The organism is Oceanococcus sp. HetDA_MAG_MS8, assembly GCA_019192445.1.
GTDB lineage: Bacteria > Pseudomonadota > Gammaproteobacteria > Nevskiales > Oceanococcaceae > MS8.
In genome coordinates, this window is record JAHCMK010000001.1 from 659,650 (window position 1) to 681,056 (window position 21,407).

At 57.4% G+C, this 21,407-nt stretch carries 15 protein-coding genes; 2 read left to right on the top strand and 13 right to left on the bottom strand.

From position 1 onward, the window contains the following. Positions 1–33: 33 nt before the first annotated feature. The 4 genes from KI787_02725 to KI787_02740 form a co-directional block, all read right to left on the bottom strand. On the bottom strand, positions 34–3,042 hold the full coding sequence (locus tag KI787_02725; protein ID MBV6628844.1) for a right-handed parallel beta-helix repeat-containing protein: 3,009 nt from the start codon (positions 3,040–3,042) through the stop codon (positions 34–36). 128 nt (positions 3,043–3,170) lie between these two features. Beyond that, positions 3,171–5,903: a thrombospondin type 3 repeat-containing protein gene (locus KI787_02730; protein ID MBV6628845.1), complete on the bottom strand. Its 2,733-nt coding sequence runs from the start codon at positions 5,901–5,903 to the stop codon at positions 3,171–3,173. Between the two features lie 409 nt (positions 5,904–6,312). After that, the gene (locus KI787_02735; protein ID MBV6628846.1) at positions 6,313–7,134 is read right to left on the bottom strand and encodes an SDR family NAD(P)-dependent oxidoreductase; all 822 of its coding nucleotides are present in this window, start codon (positions 7,132–7,134) and stop codon (positions 6,313–6,315) included. Between the two features lie 160 nt (positions 7,135–7,294). After that, positions 7,295–10,060 carry a bifunctional aconitate hydratase 2/2-methylisocitrate dehydratase gene (locus tag KI787_02740; protein ID MBV6628847.1) on the bottom strand — a complete coding sequence of 922 codons (2,766 nt, stop codon included), beginning with the start codon at positions 10,058–10,060 and terminating at the stop codon, positions 7,295–7,297. 363 nt (positions 10,061–10,423) lie between these two features. Here KI787_02740 and KI787_02745 point away from each other — a divergent pair, with 363 nt between their 5' ends. Beyond that, on the top strand, positions 10,424–11,947 hold the full coding sequence (locus tag KI787_02745; protein MBV6628848.1) for a hypothetical protein: 1,524 nt from the start codon (positions 10,424–10,426) through the stop codon (positions 11,945–11,947). 34 nt (positions 11,948–11,981) lie between these two features. Here KI787_02745 and KI787_02750 read toward each other — a convergent pair whose 3' ends face one another. Next, positions 11,982–12,665, bottom strand: coding sequence for a cupin domain-containing protein (locus KI787_02750; protein ID MBV6628849.1), 684 nt, complete (start codon positions 12,663–12,665; stop codon positions 11,982–11,984). Positions 12,666–12,671: 6 nt separating this feature from the next. Beyond that, on the bottom strand, positions 12,672–13,289 hold the full coding sequence (locus tag KI787_02755; GenBank protein MBV6628850.1) for a trimeric intracellular cation channel family protein: 618 nt from the start codon (positions 13,287–13,289) through the stop codon (positions 12,672–12,674). An 87-nt stretch (positions 13,290–13,376) separates the two neighbouring features. Between KI787_02755 and KI787_02760 the strand changes: the two genes are divergently transcribed. Then, complete coding sequence (locus tag KI787_02760; GenBank protein MBV6628851.1) at positions 13,377–15,017, top strand: NAD(P)/FAD-dependent oxidoreductase; 1,641 nt, start codon at positions 13,377–13,379, stop codon at positions 15,015–15,017. Between the two features lie 11 nt (positions 15,018–15,028). Here the strand turns inward: KI787_02760 and KI787_02765 are convergent, their stop codons facing one another. The 7 genes from KI787_02765 to fabF all read right to left on the bottom strand — a co-directional run bounded on the left by KI787_02765 (position 15,029) and on the right by fabF (position 21,406). After that, entirely contained in the window at positions 15,029–15,367 is a 339-nt protein-coding gene (locus KI787_02765; GenBank protein ID MBV6628852.1) for a PilZ domain-containing protein, read from the bottom strand. Beyond that, positions 15,364–16,293: a hypothetical protein gene (locus tag KI787_02770; protein ID MBV6628853.1), complete on the bottom strand. Its 930-nt coding sequence runs from the start codon at positions 16,291–16,293 to the stop codon at positions 15,364–15,366. The genes KI787_02765 and KI787_02770 overlap by 4 nt, the downstream gene beginning before the upstream one ends. Continuing rightward, complete coding sequence (gene tmk / locus KI787_02775; protein MBV6628854.1) at positions 16,286–16,906, bottom strand: dTMP kinase; 621 nt, start codon at positions 16,904–16,906, stop codon at positions 16,286–16,288. The genes KI787_02770 and tmk overlap by 8 nt, the downstream gene beginning before the upstream one ends. Positions 16,907–16,911: 5 nt before the next feature. After that, positions 16,912–17,937 carry an endolytic transglycosylase MltG gene (gene mltG, locus KI787_02780; GenBank protein MBV6628855.1) on the bottom strand — a complete coding sequence of 342 codons (1,026 nt, stop codon included), beginning with the start codon at positions 17,935–17,937 and terminating at the stop codon, positions 16,912–16,914. After that, positions 17,934–18,773: an aminotransferase class IV gene (locus tag KI787_02785; GenBank protein ID MBV6628856.1), complete on the bottom strand. Its 840-nt coding sequence runs from the start codon at positions 18,771–18,773 to the stop codon at positions 17,934–17,936. Before KI787_02785 ends, mltG begins: the two co-directional genes overlap by 4 nt. Next, a complete protein-coding gene (locus tag KI787_02790; GenBank protein MBV6628857.1) occupies positions 18,770–19,993 on the bottom strand; it encodes a chorismate-binding protein in 1,224 nt (407 codons plus the stop codon). Before KI787_02790 ends, KI787_02785 begins: the two co-directional genes overlap by 4 nt. A gap of 162 nt (positions 19,994–20,155) precedes the next feature. Then, positions 20,156–21,406 carry a beta-ketoacyl-ACP synthase II gene (gene fabF / locus KI787_02795; GenBank protein ID MBV6628858.1) on the bottom strand — a complete coding sequence of 417 codons (1,251 nt, stop codon included), beginning with the start codon at positions 21,404–21,406 and terminating at the stop codon, positions 20,156–20,158. Position 21,407 lies beyond the last annotated feature (1 nt).

The following is a 21,407-nucleotide window of genomic DNA, read 5'->3' on the forward strand; positions in this document are numbered from 1 at the left end:
AAGCGCCGGCTTTTCTCATTGCGGAATTGGGTGTTAATGCCCGGCGCCAAACCCGGACAGTGGGAGAAGGTCTCCGAGGCCGCCTAAACCACCACCGCCAGTACAGGCATCTGCGTTGGGGTAGCTTTCATCCACCACATCATTAATCCATCGAGTGACAAGCTCGAAAGCTTCCTCATGGACCACACTGCGTGCTAAAGGCGGCATACGCGCAGCCAATGTGTCCGCCTCCGGCCCCATGCGGTAGGGAAGAATGGACTCTGGTGCATCACCGGGTACGATATCGAACTCGCGCCCACCACGACCTTCAGTGCCACTTGCCGTAGGCCCTTTACAAATGCCGTAGGTGTCGTCCACCGGACGGAAGACATCTAAGTAAAAGCCCGTGTTCTGGGCCAGGCCACGGTTGTTATGGCAATGGGCACAGTTGATTTCCAAGTAGGCTCTAACCCGGGCTTCAATATCGGCATCAGAGTCGGCCGGGAAGCCGGAATCGCCAGGCTTATTGAACACTGGCACCCGTTCAGCACCAGCAGCGTATTGGGTCACGGGGTCCACAGCCAAGTTGCTGGGGCAGTTCCGTAAAAACCCATTCTGACACCACCAGGCCAACTGGTTGACCCCCGCCACCGGATGGCTGGCCTGCCCATTATCGAAGGGTGACTCAGACTGGTAGGGACGGTTGAGATTACGCGGCTTAGGCCCAATCGGCGCTGTTCCAGTTTCGGCGTCATCGTTGGCATGGCAGCTCATACACTGGTTGGCATTGGGGAACATGTAGGCATTGGTGGAGCCGCGATGGCGTACACCACTGTCTGCATCTTCGTAATCCCAGGACGCACTCGCAGTACCCCCTTGCTGGGTGAGCTTGGCCACTTTACGACCGTTTTGCTCTTCCCAGATGTACTCCAGACCAGACCAATACACGCTGCCATCACGGTTTTGCCGTTTGATCAGCAGTCGTGTTTCCATGGCCGTTTCCGTACCCGCAGTCTCGTCCGGATAGGAGAAGGTTTTGGCCACGATGGTTCCCACAGGGAACAAGATGGTGGCATTGACGTTGTCCTGACCATCACGCCAAGTCGCCTGTTTGCCTGGCGGCAAATAGGCCACGCGATACTTCACCGAAAAATCCGTGAAGAGCTTGCTGTTCAGCACAAAGGGAATACCGTCCCCATTTGGCAGACTGGTTGGGTCTTCGGGGTCAGCGAAGAGGTTGTACTGCGCCAAATCCGGACAATTCACGGTGAAGGCCTCATGGTTGACCTCACCAGTTGCCAAGGCGGCATTGCAGAGTTTGTCGATGGTGGCCTGAGTCGGTGCTGGATCCAAATTACCCGACCGCTCAAAGGGCGGAATCACCACCGGAGGTAGCAAGGGTAGGTTGGAGCCGTACTGCTCTACGCATTGATGCGGGCTCATATCCAGGTCGGCCGCGAAGTTGGGCAAGCTTTGAACCTGATCAATCAACACATCCGGCCCCACATTGGGGAAAGCCAGCAATAACTCTAAGCCTTCCAGACCATTGAAGTTGGCATAGGTGAGACTGTCATCGGAGAAAGTATTATTGGCATCGATGCAGGATGCCCACCATTTCGGTTTGATGCGCTCTCCGTTGTTATCGAACTTATAGGCGTTGTAGCGGCAATCCGGATTGGGGTACTGATTGCCTTGTATAGGCTTGCCATCCTCATCCTGAGGAATTGGCTGACCATCACCGTCAACAGGGTAGGGGCAGTCTTCATCGAGTTCGTCCAGATACCCGTCCCAAACGATGTGTCCGCCGCGATAACCGCCGAGTGCCGCAGCCACTTTAAGACCAACAATCATGGGGAAGGCAGAGGTCACCTGGCTGCCGCCGGTCGCCAGAATGGTAGCGAAATCTGGCTGGGGAAGGTCGTTACCATTGTCGCGGAAGGTATTGTTGAATACGTGCATACCTTCGGTATACATATCCAGTCGTTTGTCCCCAGGCTCACCCAAAACCACGTAGCTAGTGTGCACGATACCTGCTGTGCCGTGATTCTCGAAAATGTTGTCAAAAACATCGATCTGGTCGTAGGCGAGAGTGATCATCCCAACCCCACGCGGCACGTTAGACACAATGCTGCCAGGCTCTGCGAAGTTGTAGGTGTTGTTGTTACGCGCATGGTTGCGGTACATCCGCGTCTTACTGCCATAGCGTGTGAGACCATCCAGGTCATAGACCAAGAAACCGCCAGTGTTGCACTCCGCCAAGTTGTCTACATACTCACCGCCGCGCACGTTCTCAATCTCGAAGCCAAACACGTTAAACGCAGCGCGGCTGTTACGGATGATGGCGTTATCGGTCTGACCGACATAAATGCCCGCATCTGAGGCGCCAACCGACTCGGTAAACTCCACCAAAATATTGTTGGAGTTCACGGGATAAATACCGTACCGGCCCGAGGCCACACTCACGGTGTAATCCGGCGAGGTGGTGTCGGTTTCGGTGGGATTGGGGTTGGCAGGGTTGTGCCGTGCCGGGTCTGTACATGCCACATTCAACTTGTCTTTGAAGTTGCTTGCAGTCACGGTGTCTTCATCTGGCGTGTTACGGCCACTGGACCAAAAAGCCCGCACCCGTCGCAACGTGCCCCAATTCACGCCTTGAAGCTTAAAGGCATCGCCGGGGCTGTCGAGTACCGTTAGGTCCTCAACCGTGACTCCGCGAACATTCGTCGCCAAGAAGCCTTCTTGTGAACTGCTGTTTTTAAAGGAGAGGACGGTCTCATCCATCCCTTGACCTTTAACCAAGATGTCTTCGGTAGAAGATAGCTGCAGTCCGGACTCCAACTCGAAATAGCCCGCGCTGAATTCGATGACATCTCCAGGCCTGGCGTCGATGGCCGCCAGCACCATTTCGGTGGTGGCATTTGGCCCAGGCTCGATGAAGAAGGTCCGACCGGGCGAGTTATCGCCAGATTGTGCACCTCCACCAGAATCTTCACGGCCCGCACCTTGGCAAGCGACCAGTGCCGTACAAACAATTGCCCCTAACAAACCCAAGCTATTGCGCATGGGAATCTCCTCACGTCCCGTAATCGTCCCAGTATGCCCAAATACAGTGACTGAAAACATCGTAAAAACTCAGCAGAGCTTGTGAAATCTCGTTCACAAGCTCTGCCGCCGATAGCGTCAAGCCACCTTTACAAACCGCCGAAGCTCTCGCTCATCCACCCCAGGCCTGAGTTGGTCGGAGCTGGAGGCATCGGCTCGCCGCCATAAACCACACCTCCTTGCTCATTGGAATAGCTCATCCATGGAATGGTGCCCTGGAAAGACACACCGGGCTTGCTGTAATCACAGACCCCATCGGGGAAGATCTCGCTAAGACTCTCTAGCTGAGCTTCACTCAGCAAGGGTGGCGAACCCGGCACTGGAACTCCCTGAACATGAAGCACATAGTCCTGTGGATCTATCGCTTTGAGTTCACACTTGTTGGTATCGGTTGTAATCGCATCGCCGGCCACCATTCGCGGAGTTCCATAAACCGTCAGCAATGCCTCTGGACACAGCACTGGCGCATCGAGGTTACCCGTACCATCCCAACAAGCATCTGCGAGTGAACTCGGTTTGTTGGCGGTGAGTTTTTGCGCCAAGGGTAGGGCACTCGTATCGGCCTCTACCGCAGATAACCATTCGTCCATCGCGACCAAGCTGTTATAGGCGCATTGAGCATCACCAATAATTGGAACCGGGCCGCCCCAGATCACGTGGTTGTCGTGATGACCATGTTCACGATCCAAGCGTGCACGGATCGCGAAGGCGCGGTAAGCATCGTGGAATAAGCCGGGGTCTGGTCCGCGGCAATCAATGATCGCGGTTTGGTCCAGGTTGTTTCCCACGTTAATCATGCCGCTGCGGTAGGCATTTGCCAGCGCAGGCTGTGAGGCGGGAGTGCGCTCAGTGGTGGGGCGGGTATCAATATCCAAACCGCCAACATTGCGATTGAGGTCAATGAATTGATCCGGAGTGATCTGCCCTTGCTGCAAGGCAGCCAGCCCGTACTGAACACCGACGTTATCCAAGGGGAAACCTGCAAAGCCACGTCCTGCAGCCGTTTCTGCGGCAATCCAATCCTCTGGTGGACGAGGACCAAAAACGTTGATGGAGGCGTCCACGATGGAACAACGCACACCATTCGGATTGGTCTCCGGGTGGTAGAGCTGCTCATCACTCACACCACCACAACCACTACGGTCGTCGGGAACGGCTACATGGAACTGCGCCTGTTCACTCACCTGAGCATTGACGACAGTGACATGACCCATGACATCCGCCATCTGCGTAGGCAGCCATGGAATTCGCCCAGCGCTGAGGAAGTCGAAATAGTCGGGGGGAAACTCCTCAAAGTCGTGAATCCCAAAGTAGATCAGCAAGCCGTGATAATCCACGAACTGCGTAGCCGTACTCCATGTGTCTGGAAAGGAGCAGGTGGGCAGGATGCCCTGGTAGATGCCTGGATAGGCATTGGCCACCCACTGCGCAGCGAGCGCGCCGCCTGAGCAGCCCGTACCAATGGTGTACCGCAGTTCACCATACTGCTCAATTAGATGCTCTTTCGCCATCACCATAGACTCAGCCTGCAGAGGCAAATCGCAGTTGTGGCCGGAATTGTTGAGAGCCGTAGACATCACGGCATAACCTCGGCCTAAGGCATACACCGCACTATCCTCACTCAAAGGTGGCGGCCCGGAGCCCGTAATCGGATCTTCTAGTCCAGCGAAATCCAAGGGGTTGTACTTCAACACACTTGGGGCGCCACCTGTTTCGTAGTCCACGCCGCAACTGGCGCCATGGGTAATCAGTAGCTTCCCGTTGAACTGCGGCTGTGGTGCAGCGGCTGTCCAGCTCAAATTAGGCTGGTACAGCATGGCAATTTTGTATTGGTCCCGGTCCAAATAACCGATTTCGCGGCGGACAATGAAAGGCACCGTTTCGCCTGAGTCCGTCTGCGTCATTGCAACATCATCAGCTGGGTTCGCCGGGTCATAAGCCATCAGTGCATCTCCGCCTTCGGGCAGGTAATGCCAGCTAAACTCTGGGTCTTGGTTGCACTGGGCATCCACGGCCGCTGCGTTTCGACACCGCCAAGGTTGTAACTGCGGACCCGCAAACACGGGCCCACCCTGCGGGTGATTACGTATCGTCAGCTCAGAACTTACCCCGTTCACCGCAGCGCTAAGCGTGTTGTCCCCAACGATCAGCCCATCTAGTCGAGCAATGAAGCGACCATTACCCGTGCGCACAAAGGATGAGGTCGCGTCGTCTCCGTTTAATAAAATGTCTAGCGCTTCAGGCGCAATGCCGGCTGGGGGAACTGCTTCAACTAGCACATTCCCTCCGCTGATCAAATCGGCACGATTCGAGAGCACCTTCAGCGTCGGCGGAGCTGTGGGCTGATCACAAACATCTCCAATGCCGTCTTGATCTTCATCGGCCTGACCGGGGTTACTGAGAGTGGGGCAATTATCCGTGATATCCGGAACGCCATCCCCATCGGCATCTGTTGCGCAGGCATCACCGACCCCATCTGCGTCGGAGTCGGCCTGATTCGGATTTGCGACGCTAGGGCAGTTATCCACGCCATCAGCAACACCATCTAAATCGGCATCGCTCAGCGAAGAACTGTCGCACGCATCTCCAAGGCCATCTCCATCCGCATCTGACTGGTTGCTGTTGGATGTGTTTGGACAGTTATCGGCATCATCCGAGATGCCGTCATTATCACTGTCGGCTGTGGGTATTGGTGTTGGTGCTAGCGTAGGCGTAGCCGAGGGTTCCACTGCATTCGGCGGAGCATCATCAGTACTAGAACCACAGCCCACCACCAGGAGGGCGATTAGGACTACCGCAGCGCCACGCTCATTCATCATCATTAGGGTTTGTCTCCAAGGTTCTGGCGATAACCGCCATATCGCGCCGTTGGTCCAGGCGCGAAGTGGGCCACATACTAGCGATGTCTCCCTCACATGGCTACTCGCTCTAGCTGCCACGCTCTTGCGTTCAGGTCTTTGAGCGCGGCTCATTCACCCATTTCCGATACTTTACATAATATACATTCTGCGCAGTTCTGAATGTATGTCGAAATCGGCTACGAACAAAACCTGCAGCCATTTTTCGCAGGCAATAGAGCCTACCTTCGTGTAAGCCGACGCCTCATTGCGATGGCAATTGATGCTTTCTTAGCAACGCGCTCAGAGCCAAAGCTAAACAGGACGCGATCACACGCAATTTCAGGCTCACGACGTAAACCTGCAGATGCGTAGCTGCAGTTGAACACCAAACTCACTTCAGGAACGGGAGTTCACGCCGACTCAACTGGCCCAGCAGTCCTGGCACCAAGCGCTTCGCCCAATACATGCCCCAGGCCTCTGGGGATACGGGTTGCACCGCAACATTGCGGCGAACAGCTTTGAGTACTGCCTGAGCCACCTGCGCCGGGGTGTAATTGCGTTTCTGGTAGAACGCCACCACCTTGTCTTGAACATCTCCTTCACCCATGGCGCCTTCCATGATGGTGGTACGCACAATATCAGTATTGATGATTCCAGGACAAATCGCGCTCACGCCGATCTTGTGCTGAGCCATGTCCGCACGCAGGGATTCAGACAAACCCAGCACAGCAAATTTGCTAGCCGCATACACCGGCATATCCGGTGCAGCCAAAAAGGCCGCTGCGGAGGCTGTGTTGACCACATGACCCCCCTGCCCGCGCTGCACCATGGCGGGCAAAAAGGCTTGGCATCCGTGAACAACGCCCATGAGGTTGACGTCCATGACCTTTTTCCAGGTCTCTAAAGACGCATCCAGAAACCGTCCAGCACTGCCTATACCGGCGTTGTTAACCAAGATATCCAATGCGTCAATCTGAGCATGAACCTGCTCGGCGGCGGCCCTCACCGCATCGGCGTCGGCGACATCCATGATCAGCGTCTGCGCGCGGCCGCCTTGCTGGGCAATCTGCTGCGCAACCTCGTCTAACCCCTTTTGATTAAGGTCAGACAGCCACAAAACCGCACCCTGGCTGGCAAAGGCCAAGGCGGTTTCACGCCCAATGCCGCTCGCGGCGCCAGTGACCAAGACCTGTTTATTCTTAAATGACTTCATGTAGCTGACATCTGGAAACATTTGCAGTCACTTTACAACGAGTACCCGCATGGATGCACCCAAGCTGTGCTCACGAACATCTGAGACATAAAAAAAGGGGAACGGATATTCCGTTCCCCTTGTCACCCGACACAGCCAAAACGGCTGTCTTTTCAGCTGCCTACATCGTACCCGTGGGCATGAATTTGGTCAGGCTAATACCGGCCACGGCTTGCTTGTACTCCTCGACATTCGGCGTACGGCCGAGGATGGTGGAGAGCACCACCACCGGCGTGGATGCCAGCAAGGACTCACCCTTCTTGTCGTCGGCGTCTTCCACCACGCGGCCCTGGAACAAACGGGTGGAGGTCGCCATCACGGTATCGCCCTTCTCCGCCTTTTCCTGGTTACCCATGCACAAGTTACAGCCGGGACGCTCCAGATACATGATGTTTTCGTACTTGGTGCGGGCCTGGCTCTTGGGAGCCTTGTCGTCGAACTCGAAGCCGGCATGGCGTTGGAAGATTTCCCAGTCGCCTTCGGCCTTGAGCTCGTCGATGATGTTGTAGGTCGGCGGTGCAATCACCAAGGGCGCCTTGAACTCGATCTTGGAGCCGTCTTTTTCCAGGTTACGTAGCATTTGCGCGATGACCTTCATGTCGCCCTTGTGCACCATGCAGGAGCCCACAAAGCCCAGGTCCACCTTCTTTTCGCCCTTGTAATAAGACACGGGGCGAATGGTGTCGTGGGTGTAACGCTTGGACACGTCCTGGTTGTTCACATCCGGATCGGCAATCATGGGCTCGGAAATGTCGTCCAGGTCCACCGTGAACTCGGCGAAATACTTGGCATCGGCATCAGGCTTCAGCGCCGGAGCCTCACCCGAACGAATCTCGGCAATACGCTTGTCGGCGCGGTCAATCAGCCCCTGCAGGGTTTGCGCCGCGTTATCCATCCCCTTATCGATCATGATCTGAATCCGGCTCTTGGCCAGCTCCAGGGACTCGATCAGGGTGTCGTCATTGGAAATACACACTGCGGCCTTGGCCTTCATCTCGGCCGTCCAGTCGGTGAAGGTAAAGGCTTGGTCGGCCAGCAGCGTGCCGATATGAACTTCCACCACCCGGCCCTGGAAGACGTTATCACCGAACTTCTTGAGCATTTGCGCCTGGGTAGCGTGCACCACATCACGGAAGTCCATGTGGTCTTGCATACGGCCCTTGAAGGTCACCTTTACAGACTCGGGGATGGGCATATTGGCTTCGCCGGTGGCCAGGGCCAGAGCCACGGTGCCGGAGTCGGCGCCAAACGCCACACCCTTGGACATGCGCGTGTGCGAGTCGCCACCAATGATCACAGCGCGATCATCCACGGTGATGTCGTTCAACACCTTGTGGATCACGTCGGTCATGGCCGGGTACTGGTCTTTAGGATCACGCGCGGTAATCAAACCAAAACCGTTCATGAAGCCCATCAACTTGGGAATGTTCTTTTGGGCTTTGAGGTCCCACACCGAAGCGGTGTGGCAACCAGACTGATAGGCCCCATCCAGCTTGGGTGAGATCACCGTAGCAGCCATGGCTTCCAGTTCCTGCACGGTCATCAAACCCGTGGTGTCCTGCGAGCCGACGATGTTCACGTTCACACGCACATCCGAGCCGGCATGCAGCACGGTGCCTTTGGCCACACCGACGGCATTCCGGTTGAAGATCTTCTCAACAGCGGTCAGACCTTGGCCGGGGTTGGATACCACCTTGGACGGTGCAAAGACTTCTGGCGCCACGGTGCCCAGAGTCTGCGCAGCGAAGGTTTGCAGCTGCTTCCCAAAGACGATGGCGTAGGAGCTGCCAGCCTTGATGAACTCCAGCTTTTGCGGCGTGAAAGCCGAGGAGATATCGGCCAGCTCGGTGCTGCCGTCGGCGTCGTAGAGCGTCTTGGTCTTGGTATTGATCGTGAGCACGGTGCCGGTATCGACAGAGTACTTCTGCTCCAGCACGGGGTCGCCGTTTTCGTCCAAAACGGGCTTGCCCTGGTCGTCCAGTTTCTTGACCCAGTTCTTCAGGTCCAAACCAATACCGCCCGTCACACCCACGGTGGTCAGGAAGATGGGGGAGATGCCGTTGGTGCCGCCGACAATCGGCGCGTAGTTCACAAACGGCACGTAGGGGCTGGCTTGCTTACCGGTCCACAGCGCCACGTTGTTTACGCCGGACATCCGTGAGGAGCCCACACCCATGGTGCCCTTTTCTGCCACCAGCATCACCCGCTTGTCCGGATGCTGCTGCTTAAGTTCTTCAATCTCGGCCTGGGCTTGCGGCGAGATCATGCACTTGCCATGCAGCTCACGGTCGGAGCGCGAGTGAGCCTGGTTGCCCGGCGAGAGCAAATCGGTAGATACATCGCCAATGGCGGCCACGTAGGTGACAACCTTAATTTCTTCTTCCGGCTCCGGGAGTTTGGTGAAGAACTCGGCCTGCGCGTAGCTTTGCAGCAGCTCCTTGGCCACTGGATTGCCCTGCTCATAGGCGGCTTTCAGACGCTCGGTATCGGCTTCGTAGAGGAACACCTGGGTTTTCAAAACCTCAGCGGCATCTTTGGCAATGGCAGCGTCATCACCCAAGGCCAGGTCTAGAAGCGCGGCGACAGACGGCCCACCCTTCATATGGCCCAACAATTCGAAAGCGAATTCGGCAGAAATCTCCTCAACTTTAACCGTGCCAAGAATGATGTCCTTAAGGAACTGCGCCTTCACAGCGGCTGCACTCGTGGTTCCTGGCAAGGTGTTGTAAATCAAAAACTGTAAGGAGTCTTTGCGGTGCGCATTACCGCCGTCCTTGACTTGCGCAATGAGCTCCTCAACCAGCGCACCGTCTTCGATCGGCTTGGGGCTCAGGCCCTGCTCTTTTCGGGTGGCAATTTCTTCTAGATATTTTTGATATTCACTCATGCTTTATCTCGACGAGCCGTTGCAGGGCAACGCTGGTGTATGGAAATCGGCCCAGTACCTCAGGTCGTTTGCACGACGCGGCTCTGCGCTGCGAACCAGCGCGAGCCAAAGGCACACGAATCGGGTGCGCGAATTTTAGTGGTTCAGCGGCTTGGGGTCCATGCCGGGGGCCTGCGCACTTGGTCTAGCGAGGGTGTACCCACCATTCTGGTGCTTTATGCATGGCTCGTTTTGCTTCAGCAGGCCGGCTGAAATGCCATGACACAGCTGCGGTCATGACTTAACATCGAATATGCAGTGATTTGGCGCGCCGTTATTTGTAGTAGCCCGCCAAGCTGCCAGAGTCAACGAGGAGACAAAGTTATGCCTATCCCGGCGATGGTTTCGCGCCGTTCCCATGCGTGGAGTCGGCTTGGCCTGGCTGTGGTGCCCGCCTTGTTGGGCTCAATGGCTGCGTGCACCCAGGAGGCAGCCACTTTGCCATTGACCATGGATATCTCTGCGGCCACCGATTCCGATGATCGTCCCGCCGATTTACCAGACAATCGCCCGCAGCGCCCCAAGTTCCCCGGAGGTTTAGGCTGCGGATGGCAAGTCGCCTCAGACATCAACGTCACTAATGTGGCCTTCCCCGACGAATCGGCCAAGTACTGGGTTGCCATCCTGCCCCATGTCCCCGGTGCCCGGCTGCGAATTGATGGTCGCTTTGGCCATATGCGCTACTTCTCTTTCAACGTGTATGACCCCCTCTTACGCCCTGTGGACGCTTTGGCTGATGAGGAGCTGCTTGCAAATGACAACCTCGATAACCCGTTTATCAACCCCAAGGCACCCTTAGGCGGCGGCTACACCGCTTACTTGGAATTCACCGCCAAACCCGAGCAACCGGCGCCGAATACTCTGTATTCAGGAGCTATTCCTTCTGGAGATAACGCCCTACCAAACCCCGTAGGGACGGCTATTTTTTATCGTAGCTATGTCCCCGAAGCTGGCTTTGCGTTTGACGGTGGAGTCGGTCTGCCCGTACTGACTTTGGAGACCACGGATGGGGCGCAGGAGCTCGTGCCCTTTGCGGACTGCGATGAGCCGGCGGTTCCGACATTGGGCGGTAATGTTCCCGACCCAGGCCTCAATGGAGTATTACTGGGGCTGGACCTACCCGATGAACTGCTGGGACTCATCAACTTCCCTACCGCGGTCATGCCGCCACGCTCCCAGGTGTTCTACGGCCTGCCCACAACCTTGCTGAATATTGCCGGCAACCTTCTGGGCATTCCGTTAGGGGAACAGCCCAGCGGTTTACCGCTGAGTGGCGGCGGTGGATTCTTAAGCAATATCCATAATGCTTATATATCGGTGCCGTTCTCGCGCTACTTTGGCAGCCACTATATGGTGCGCGCCAGGGCTCCCAGCTGGCGCGGCGCCCCAGGCCTTACTTGGAACCAGGAGCAAATGCGCTATTGGTCGGTTTGCCAAAACGAGTTCGCAACCCAGCGATTTGTGGCCTGCGCCCGTGATGACCAAACCGCCATCGACGAACAGGGTTTCTTCACAGTCATGGTCACGGACCCGGCCGATCGTCCCCAGTGGGCGACTCGCGAGAACGGCATTACCTGGCTTCCTTGGGGCCCCTTCCCCGATGGCTTGATCATTTATCGCCATATGCTGCCAAACCCAGGCTTTGACCAAGCTATCCAGAATGTGCCCCAAGGCACAGCGATTGAAGAGGTTATGGCCGACTATCAGCCCGTGGGGGCATACTGCTATCCGGAGCAACTCGAGCAAGCTCCGGACAATGCGGCCGAGCTATTCCAGCGCTGCCTCGAAGCCACCTTGGAACAAGGAGAGCAAACGGGTCTTCTACCAGGGCTGCTGCCTGGCACCTAAACCGATAACGCGGCAAACAAGGCCAGCCGCACAACTAAGGCGGTGGCAGATGACCAACCTTCACGTAAATCAGGGCGGGGGCGTCTAGAGTAAAGGGCTGATGCACACTGCCATGAGGGCTGCGAATCCAGCTGCCAGCCGGATAAGCCCCATGCTCGTCATACCAAGTTCCCTCCAGCACCAAGATCTCTTCGCCGCCCCAGTGACGATGCTGGGAGAATTGGGTGTGCGGAGCCCAGCGAACCAAAGCCACATGCTCTGCCTTGAAGTCGTGCAGAGCCAGAACTTCCAAGCCTTCAACCAGCCCTGGTCGAAATTGCTGCTCGCGCGTGTTGATGTGAACAGGCGCCTGATCATCCTGCGAAAACTGGTGCAGCTTCACGAAGATCACCGCGCCCTCTTCGCCTATCTGCGGTTGATGTGCAGTGCCAATGGGGTTGCGCACGTAGCTCCCAGCGGGGTATCGCGCATGCTCATCGGCAAACACACCCTCGAGTACCAAAAACTCCTCGCCCCCTCCATGACGATGGGGGCTAAAAGTACTGTTTGGTGCGTATCGCACGATGGAGGTGGCCCTGGCCACTTCGTCGCCAATGCGATCCAACATCATTCTCTCAACGCCAGGCATAGGAGAGTCCACCCATTGGTAGTCTTCCGGCAGAACCACTTCTCGGCGATTGAAATCTGAACGCAGTCGCGTCACACCTTCGCTGGACATGCAGGCTTATCCTCGGCTGCGAAATCGGGGTAACTCCCAGCCGCGCCGCAGTGACACAGCCCGAAGACAAAATATGAGTAAACCGCAGATGGTTTCGGCATAACCAGGCGGCCAGGATAACTGCCGCAGCTGGGTATAGAGCAATGTTCCCACCAAGGCATTCGTCGCGTACAAGGGCCCCTGAAATACCAATGGCTCTTCGTTGCAAAGCACATCGCGGATCACGCCGCCCATCACCCCGGTAATTACGCCCATCATGGCCGCGATCAGAGGATCGACCCCAAGAAGTAAGGCGGTTCTAGTGCCCAGCACGCCAAACAAGGCTAAACCGAGGGCATCCGGCCAAACGAAGATGGCCGCCGGTAAGCGCCAAAGGCGTGCCGCAAAGAAGGTGCCCAAGGCTGCAATCACCGACACCCAGACATACACAACATCTGCGACCCAAAACACGGTGCGATCCAAGAGCAGGTCACGCACCGTCCCGCCCCCTAAGGCACCCGCCATGCCAATGACCACCATGCCGAACATGTCAAAAGACTTGCGTCCCGCTTCCAGAACAGCGGCGCCAGCCATGCTGGCAACGGCCACCATGCCTACGAGATAAATCGCCTCTGCGACGGTCATAGCCTCTCCGCGGGGGTGTGAAGGATTCAACGGCAGGGTTGCCAAGCCACTATAGTGTGCGCCATTGAGGAGATTAACGGAGCCGTTATGGCCACTGCACACACTGATTACGATCCCACGCATGCGACGAAGCGCCGAGTAAAAGCACAGCCTCCGGCACAAGTCGACGTCGCCATTATTGGAGCGGGATTGGGTGGCTTGATGGCCGGCGCCAAACTCAGTCAAGAAGGCATGAAGGTTGCAGTTTTCGACCAGCACTACGTGGCTGGCGGCTGCTGCACCATGTTTTCCCGGGGTGGTCCACGTAGCCGGCGCAACTTCGATATTGGCCTGCATTACATTGGCGACTGTCAGCCCGACGGAGCCATTCCTCAGATGCTGCAAAGCCTAGGCATTGAGGACATGGTGTACGAACCCCTGGACCCCGATGGCTTCGATACCTTGGTCTTCCCAGATTTAGAGTTTCGGATTCCGGTTGGCCGCGCGGCTTATCGTCAGCGTTTGCTCGATACTTTCCCCGAAGACAAACGCGGCATCGATCGCTACATCCGCTTCTTGGACGAAGTCGAGACCATGATGGGTCTGATGGCAGCCAAGCCCTCCCGCTGGCAAATGGCATGGACGGCCGTCACCCAAGGCCGGATGGTCAGCAGACATATGCAATCCACCCTGGCCGATGTCCTCGACCAGTGCACCCAAAATCCGGCTCTGCGCGCGGTCATTGCCGGGCAAAGCGGCGATTATGGCCTGCCCCCCAGTCAGGTCAGTGCTTTACTGCATGCTGGCTTGGTGAACCATTACTTCAGTGGCGCTTATTACCCGCGTGGTGGTGGTCAGGTCATCGCCGATAAACTGGCGCAGAAAATCGAAGCGGAAGGCGGCAGTGTGCATTTGCGCCGAGGCATCGAGTCTATCTTGGTCGAAGGCGGCCGCGCCGTCGGCGTGCGCACCGAAATGTACAAAGGCCAGCAATTTGAGGTTCGGGCAGAACAGGTCATCAGCAATGCCGACTTGCCGCGAACCCTCACCGAGCTGATGCCTCAGGATCAACAAACGGCCGTGCAAAGCTGGCCGCACGCCGCGAACGACATGAAGATGGCTGCAGCTTTGTTTATTTGCTGTTTGAACGTTAAAGGCGACATGCGCAGCCGAGGCATGCGTAATGCCAATTACTGGCAGTTTGATGGCTACGACATGGAAGGCTTCTACGCCGCCACCGACCTGCGCCCTCGCGGCTGCTACATCACCGCAGCAACGCTGAAGGACCCACACACGCCCCATCATGCCCCTGCAGGTGAAGACAGCGTGGAAGTGATGACGGTACTGCCAGGTGACCCCTCTTTATGGGGTGCCGAGGCTGACCAGATCGATAACTGGAAATACAAAAAAAGCGCGACATATCAGGCCCACAAAGAACGTATTCAGGATGACCTCATTGCGCGTTTGGACCGGCTCTTCCCAGGGTCCGCAGCCAATGTGAGCTTTGCAGAGTCTGCGACCCCTCTATCGCATGGTCGCTACACCAGGGCTACCGCAGGGACCGGATATGGCCTTGCTGCCACTCCCGACCAGTTTATGGGTGCCAGACCGGGTTACTCTGGTCCCATTCCTGGACTGTTTTTGGCGGGAGCCTCCACCCGTGCTGGCCATGGTGTTGTGGGCAGCATGCGCTCTGGCGAGGCCTGCGCCCGACGCGTGCTCAAAACGCGTGCTATGGCCGACGCTTAAGCGGCCAGCCCCTACATGGTGTGCGTGGGCCGCTCCGGGTCTTTCATGCCGGCCAAGGCCGTTTCAATGCGCTTTTGAGTCTCGCCGGAGTCTTGTGGGGAGAATTGCACGCCTATTCCTTGCTGGCGCTGATTCTGCGCGCCCCGAGGCGTAATCCACACCACCTTAGCTGCCACCGGCAAACGCTCTTTATCCTCCAGCAGGCTGAGCAAAATAAAGACCTCATCGCCTAGCTTGTAGTTTTTGGCGGTGGGAATAAATAGCCCCCCGTTCTGCACAAAGGGCATGTAAGCATGCTGCAAGGCCTGCTTCTCTTTAATGTGCAAAGTCAGAATGCCGGGTTGGCTCATGCTGCCGTCTCCATGGCAAAGGGCTGTTTTTGGTGGGCACGTCGCAGCAGGATAATCAGCGCTTCAATGCTCAACAAGCGATTCGTGGCGATGGCTTCGCCGCGTCTTTGACGCAGCATGGCCGTCCAGGCTTCCTCCAGCACGGCGGCGGCTCCGCTGCGCGCCCATTCCAAGGTGCGGCGCTGCAACCAGCGTAGCGCCAGCGGCCAATCATCTGCATCGAACATAGCCGCCGCCTCGAAGGTATCGCCCTGCTCTACACCGCGCCGCCACGCTTGCCGCCACCGAGCCAATGTCTCCTGCGTCTGCTCAGACAGCTGCGCTGCGGCCAAAGCATCACCTGGCGCCCATTCCAACGCATCTTGAATGCGTGTGCTCGACCAGCCCTGTTGCTGAGCCCAACCCACAAACACCTGCTTGCCAGGTGCCGGCACATCAATGCGTACACAGCGGCTACGAATGGTTTGCGGAAGGCGATGCCACTGGCGCGTGCTCAAGACGATACATAAACCCAAAGCCGGCTCTTCCAGGGTTTTCAGAAACGCATTCGCAGCGCTGCGGTTCAACTCATCAGCATGTTGAATGTAGAGAACGCGACGCCCAGCACGCGCCGTCTTCGTGGACCATTGCGAGGCCTGGCGGATCTGATCTACAACAATCTCGCGCTTGTCCTCAGGTCGTTGAAGGTGTTTAAGATCCGGATGGGTGCCGGCAGCAACCTCACGACAATCCCGGCACTGCCCACATGGGCGCTCAGTCACATCAGCAGTACATAAAATGGCCGACAACAAAGGTGTGGCCAAAGCATGGGCATCGCCATTTTGCGCGCTAGACAGCAACAATGCCGCTGGAGGCTTGGCGCTGAGCTGTTGTAGACGCTGCCAAACCGGCCTGAGCCAGGGGGGCAACTGCGCAAGGTCATACATGGCTAAGAATTGCTGTCAGACAAGCCGAGGCAACCTGCTCAGGCGAGGCTGCCGCATCAATGCGCACCAGCTTAGCGGGCTGTGCAGCAAACTGCTTGGCATAGGCCGTAGCAACCTGTTGCCAACGCACCTGACTGCTGGCGTCCATATGATTATTGTCGGTGCGCGCTTGTAATCTCGACCACGCCGTTTGCGCGTCCAACTCCAAAAACAGGCGTAGATCAGGCTGTGGCAAAGGAAGCTGGGCGTAAAGAGCCTCAATTTTGCTCAGGTTCAACCCACCCAAGCGCCCTTGGTAGACCATGGTGCTGTCGATGTAACGATCACAGAGCACAATCTCCCCCGCCTCCAGGCGTGGTTCAATCAGGGCACTAGCATGGTCCAAACGAGCCGCTGTCATCAGCATCAGCTGAGTCCACGCCCCAGCCTCGCTGAGGCCCTCACTCAGGCAAAGGTCTCGAATTTTCTCCGCTATAGGCGTCCCCCCCGGCTCTCGGGTTGTGGTGACGGTTTGGTGAGCCTGACGTAAGCCCTCGGCAACGGCAGCCAATGCGGTGCTCTTGCCGCTGCCGTCCGCCCCTTCAAAAACAACAAAAAGTCCGCGTCTCGCCATCTGAATTAGCTGCCTCGCTGGTAGCGGATGTAGGCGCGCACGGCACGCTGGTGCTCCTCGAGCGTGCGACTAAACACATGTCCACCGCGGCCATCCGCCACAAAATACAAGGCCTCTCCTGCAGCCGGCTGGGCAGCCGCCTGCAATGCCGCAGCACTGGGCATGCAGATGGGCGTGAGAGGTAGGCCGTGCCGGGTGTAGGTGTTCCAGGGCGTATCTGTGCGCAGGTGCTTACGCGTGATATTCCCGTCAAAAGAGTCCCCCAACCCGTAGATCACAGTCGGGTCTGTTTGCAGCCGCATACCCTTATTGAGCCGCCGCGCAAATACCCCAGCGACTTGGTCGCGTTCTGCCGCAACAGCTGTTTCTTTTTCGATGATCGACGCCAAGATAATCAGTTCCTGAACGCTGTCCAGCGGCAAGTCAGGATGACGCCCTGACCACGCTGCATAAGCGGCTTGGTCCAGAGCATCTGCCATGATTTGTAGTACCGCCAAACTGCCGGTGCCAACGGACACCTGATAGGTTTCCGGCAGAAAGGCGCCTTCAGCAGTGCGCTCGGGATAACCCACCGCCACCATCAGCTCTTTTGCACTGAGTTTGGAACTGGTGTCGCGCAGGTCTGGATGTTGTTCCAGCATTGCGCGAAGTTCCCTCAGGGTTTGGCCTTCAATCAGCGTCAAACGTGTGCGCGCAACCTCGCCTTGGCGGAAGTCCTGCGCTATCTCCAAGGGGCTCTGCCCCGGCGCGAGAGTGTAGACCCCAGCCTGCCACTGTGCCCATTCAGGCTGCCAACGCAGAGCCAGCTTCAGCAGCCAGTCACCTGTCTTCGGCCATTCCATCCAACCCTGACTCCGCCACTGCTGCAAGGTGCCTTGCAATGTGGAACCCGAGACCAATTCCCAACGATGCTCCTCAGAAATATTCAAGGGGTCACGCAGGACCTCAGAAAAACGCCAAAGTTGGTGTATGCCCCCGGCGAGGCCAAGACAGACGACCAGGGCTACACACAGAATCCCCGCACGCTTCATCGTCGCATTGCGCCTTGGTCCCCTAAGGGCTCAAAACCCAAGCCCTGTCGCCACTCCTGAACGCGCGAGTCCCGGCTGGTCCAGCTGCCGCATTGGCCCACATTCACCGGCCCCCACAGCGCATTCATCACTACCAATTCTTCGGCCTGGCTGAGAATATCGGCCATAGGCCAAGCCTCGAGGTGCACCTTGCTTCCTTGCTCCTCCAACCAACGCAGCAGACGAGCGCGGGTGTGTCCGCGCACGCCGCAATGGAGTAATGGATGGGTGTAAATGCGCCCCTGCGGCAAACGCCAGAACACGTTGGAGGAAATCCCACAGCTCAAACAGCCGTGAATATCCAGCATGAGGCCTTCGGGATAATGCACCGGGTCGTGCTCCGCGCGCGCCAAGGTTTGTTCTAAGCGGTTGAGATGTTTAACGCCAGCCAAACGGGGCTGCTCAGCCAAGGTTGTGCGGCAAACCCACGACTGGAACATCTGCGGCGGCTGGTACTCTTCCGGCATTGGCATAAGGGCGATTCGCACCCGCGGCTCTCCCGTGCGCACATAGCCTCCGGGCGCATCGCCGCCGCTAATCACCCACTTCAGACGCGCGCGAGCGTGGCCTCGAACCAAAGACTTGGTCACCTCGGCCAGATGTTCAGCCTCGGGCAGTGGTGTCAGCTCTAGGTGTCGGGCATCGTCCAACAAATGCAAAATCTGACTGACAAGGTCATGAACTTTGCCATCGCGCACGCTGGCGGTTCTGAACACCCCATCACCAAACTGCCAACTGCGATCTGTTTCCGGCCAGCTTGCGGGCTGTCCCTGCAAATCGAATAACAACATACTCATGGCGCGCCGCTCCTGGCCAAGGCTGCGATAACTCCTCGCGCCTTTGCGCGTGTTTCTTCCAGCTCAGCCTGTGCTTGTGAAGACACCACAATCCCACCGCCAGCGCTGAGGTGCAAGCGCTGCGGGGTTTTGAGCAGAGTCCGGATCAGGATATTGAAGTCAACCGCGCCCTTATCCATGCAATATCCCAAGCTACCGGTGTAGGCATGGCGGGGGGTGGCCTCCAGCTCAGTCAATATTTGCATGCAACGAATTTTGGGGCACCCAGTAATGGTTCCACCGGGGAAAACGGCCTGCAGAATGTCGGCCAAGGATGTCCCCGGCCGCAACGCGCCGCTAACATCACTCACCAAATGCTGCACGCTAGCGTAAGGCTCGACGGCAAGCAGACGCTCAACCTGAACACTACCCGCTTGGCATACCCGCCCCAGGTCGTTGCGCTCCAAGTCCACCAACATGATGTGCTCGGCCCGCTCTTTGGGGTGCGCATGAAGTTCTGACCGAAAGCGCGCATCCTCGGCCGGGGTTGCCCCGCGCGGACGCGTTCCTGCAATGGGTTGGGTGCGAATCCGCAGGCCGCGGGCTTCAAACAAGCGCTCGGGCGACGAAGAAATCACCTCAAAATCTGGAAAGATAGCGCGCGCCGCAAAGGGTGCGGCATTGGCGCTGAGAAGCTTCTGGTAAATGCGTTCACCCGCCATCGATGTCGTGGTGTTCCAGCGCCGGCTCAGGTTGACCTGGTAGACATCCCCGGCCCTGAGGTATGACTGAATGCGATCAAAACCCGACAAGAATTGCTGGGGATCTTCTTCGATCCAATGCTGTGTAGGCACCACATCTTCAGATACGTAAGGATCAGGTACGACTTCGCGCCGACGTTGGGCCAAGCGCACGCGCTGTAATACAGCCACAGGAAGGGGCGCTGTTGGCAGCATCTGTAGACGCCCCGCGGGCACGAAAGCTGCCGCTGCCTCATAGCTGAGATACACCAACCAACCTTCATCCCCAGGCTCTGGATGCAGCTGATTGTTTGGCTGCGCCCGCCATTGCAAGCGTTCAAGCGCCGCGCTTAACTCGGCCGCATCGGCACAGATGACTGGCGCATCCACGGCCGAAAACAGCAAGTGCTCTGCTGGCTGCCCAGGAGCCGCAGTGCTTAGCAGGGCCGGGAACTCTTCGGGGGCGCTTTGCTGCAACCGCAGCAAACTCGGCTGGTTCATCGGGGCTGTTGTTTGCGGGGCTGACGCGTCCCGAAACGGCCGCACCAGTCAGCGCCCCGCGCTGGAGCTTGGCGCACATCCCCAATGAGCGCGCTGAAGCTAACCAAATCGCGCACACGCATTCTTGCTAAGCACATGCAAGCAACAGCTTCGGTCCTCAGCCTAGGCTGAGTAACGCTTGAAGATTAGGGTGCCGTTGGTTCCGCCGAAACCAAAGGAATTAGAGAGCACATGTTCAATGGACATTGAACGAGCCTGATGCGGCACTAGATCCAGATCACAGGCTGGGTCTGGCTGGTCCAAGTTAATGGTGGGCGGTGCCACCTGATCACGCAGGCAGAGCACGCTGAGGACAGCCTCTAGGCCACCTGCAGCGCCTAATAAGTGCCCAGTCATGGACTTGGTAGAACTCACTGCCAAGGCCTGCGCTGCGGACCCGAACACCGTTTTGATGGCCGCAATTTCCGCCTTGTCGCCGGCCTGGGTCGATGTTCCGTGGGCGTTAATGTATTGCACATCAGAGGGGTCTAAAGCGGCGTCGCGCAAGGCATTACGCATGCATTGGGCCGCACCGCTGCCGTCCTCGCGCGGCGAGGTGATGTGATACGCATCGCCACTCATCCCAAAGCCCACTAGCTCTGCATGAATTGTGGCGCCGCGTGCCTGCGCGTGCTCCAAGGACTCCAAGACCATCACGCCAGCGCCATCACTGAGCACAAAGCCATCGCGATTCTGATCAAAAGGCCGAGACGCTGTTTGCGGCGAATCATTCTGCGTACTCAAAGCACGCGCCGCGCAAAAACCCGCCATACCGGCCGGGCTTGAGCCCCGTTCAGCACCACCTGCAATCATGACATCCGCATCGCCAGCAGCAATTAATCGGGCTGAGATGCCAATGGAATGAGCGCCGGTGGTACAGGCTGTCACCGTAGCCAAATTCGGACCACGAGCACCGGTAAGAATTGAGATGTTGCCCGAGATCATATTGATGATGCTCGAAGGAACAAAAAACGGCGACACCCGCTTCACAGAGCCCGTGCGCACCATATTGCGCACGGTGTCTTCGATAGTTCCGATCCCGCCAATACCGCTGCCCACGTGCACGCCGATACGGTCTGCATTGGCCTCGGTGATTTCCAGTCCTGCGTGCTTGAGAGCGTCTACAGACGCTGCCACGCCATAGTGGATGAAGGGATCACACTTACGGGCTTCTTTAGGGCTGCCAAAATAGGGCACCGGATCAAAGTCTCGGATTTCTCCGGCAATGGTCGTGGTGTAACCCTCTGGCTCCCAAGCTTGAATGGGGCCGATGCCGCTACGCCCAGCTAACAGTCCTTCCCAGGTTTGTTCAACAGTGTTGCCCAAAGGCGTAATCGCCCCTAGGCCTGTGACTACTACCCGCCGCTGCTGCATT

What these genes read in the sequence shown, in the direction of transcription:
- KI787_02760 (MBV6628851.1), top strand. Translation starts at nt 13,377, where the DNA reads ATGGCCACTGCACACACTGATTACGATCCCACGCATGCGACGAAGCGC.
- KI787_02785 (MBV6628856.1), bottom strand. Translation starts at nt 18,773, where the DNA reads ATGAGTATGTTGTTATTCGATTTGCAGGGACAGCCCGCAAGCTGGCCG.
- KI787_02755 (MBV6628850.1), bottom strand. Translation starts at nt 13,289, where the DNA reads ATGACCGTCGCAGAGGCGATTTATCTCGTAGGCATGGTGGCCGTTGCC.
- KI787_02735 (MBV6628846.1), bottom strand. Translation starts at nt 7,134, where the DNA reads ATGAAGTCATTTAAGAATAAACAGGTCTTGGTCACTGGCGCCGCGAGC.
- fabF (MBV6628858.1), bottom strand. Translation starts at nt 21,406, where the DNA reads ATGCAGCAGCGGCGGGTAGTAGTCACAGGCCTAGGGGCGATTACGCCT.
- KI787_02745 (MBV6628848.1), top strand. Translation starts at nt 10,424, where the DNA reads ATGCCTATCCCGGCGATGGTTTCGCGCCGTTCCCATGCGTGGAGTCGG.
- KI787_02750 (MBV6628849.1), bottom strand. Translation starts at nt 12,665, where the DNA reads ATGTCCAGCGAAGGTGTGACGCGACTGCGTTCAGATTTCAATCGCCGA.
- mltG (MBV6628855.1), bottom strand. Translation starts at nt 17,937, where the DNA reads ATGAAGCGTGCGGGGATTCTGTGTGTAGCCCTGGTCGTCTGTCTTGGC.
- KI787_02790 (MBV6628857.1), bottom strand. Translation starts at nt 19,993, where the DNA reads ATGAACCAGCCGAGTTTGCTGCGGTTGCAGCAAAGCGCCCCCGAAGAG.
- KI787_02740 (MBV6628847.1), bottom strand. Translation starts at nt 10,060, where the DNA reads ATGAGTGAATATCAAAAATATCTAGAAGAAATTGCCACCCGAAAAGAG.
- tmk (MBV6628854.1), bottom strand. Translation starts at nt 16,906, where the DNA reads ATGGCGAGACGCGGACTTTTTGTTGTTTTTGAAGGGGCGGACGGCAGC.
- KI787_02730 (MBV6628845.1), bottom strand. Translation starts at nt 5,903, where the DNA reads ATGATGATGAATGAGCGTGGCGCTGCGGTAGTCCTAATCGCCCTCCTG.
- KI787_02765 (MBV6628852.1), bottom strand. Translation starts at nt 15,367, where the DNA reads ATGAGCCAACCCGGCATTCTGACTTTGCACATTAAAGAGAAGCAGGCC.
- KI787_02725 (MBV6628844.1), bottom strand. Translation starts at nt 3,042, where the DNA reads ATGCGCAATAGCTTGGGTTTGTTAGGGGCAATTGTTTGTACGGCACTG.
- KI787_02770 (MBV6628853.1), bottom strand. Translation starts at nt 16,293, where the DNA reads ATGTATGACCTTGCGCAGTTGCCCCCCTGGCTCAGGCCGGTTTGGCAG.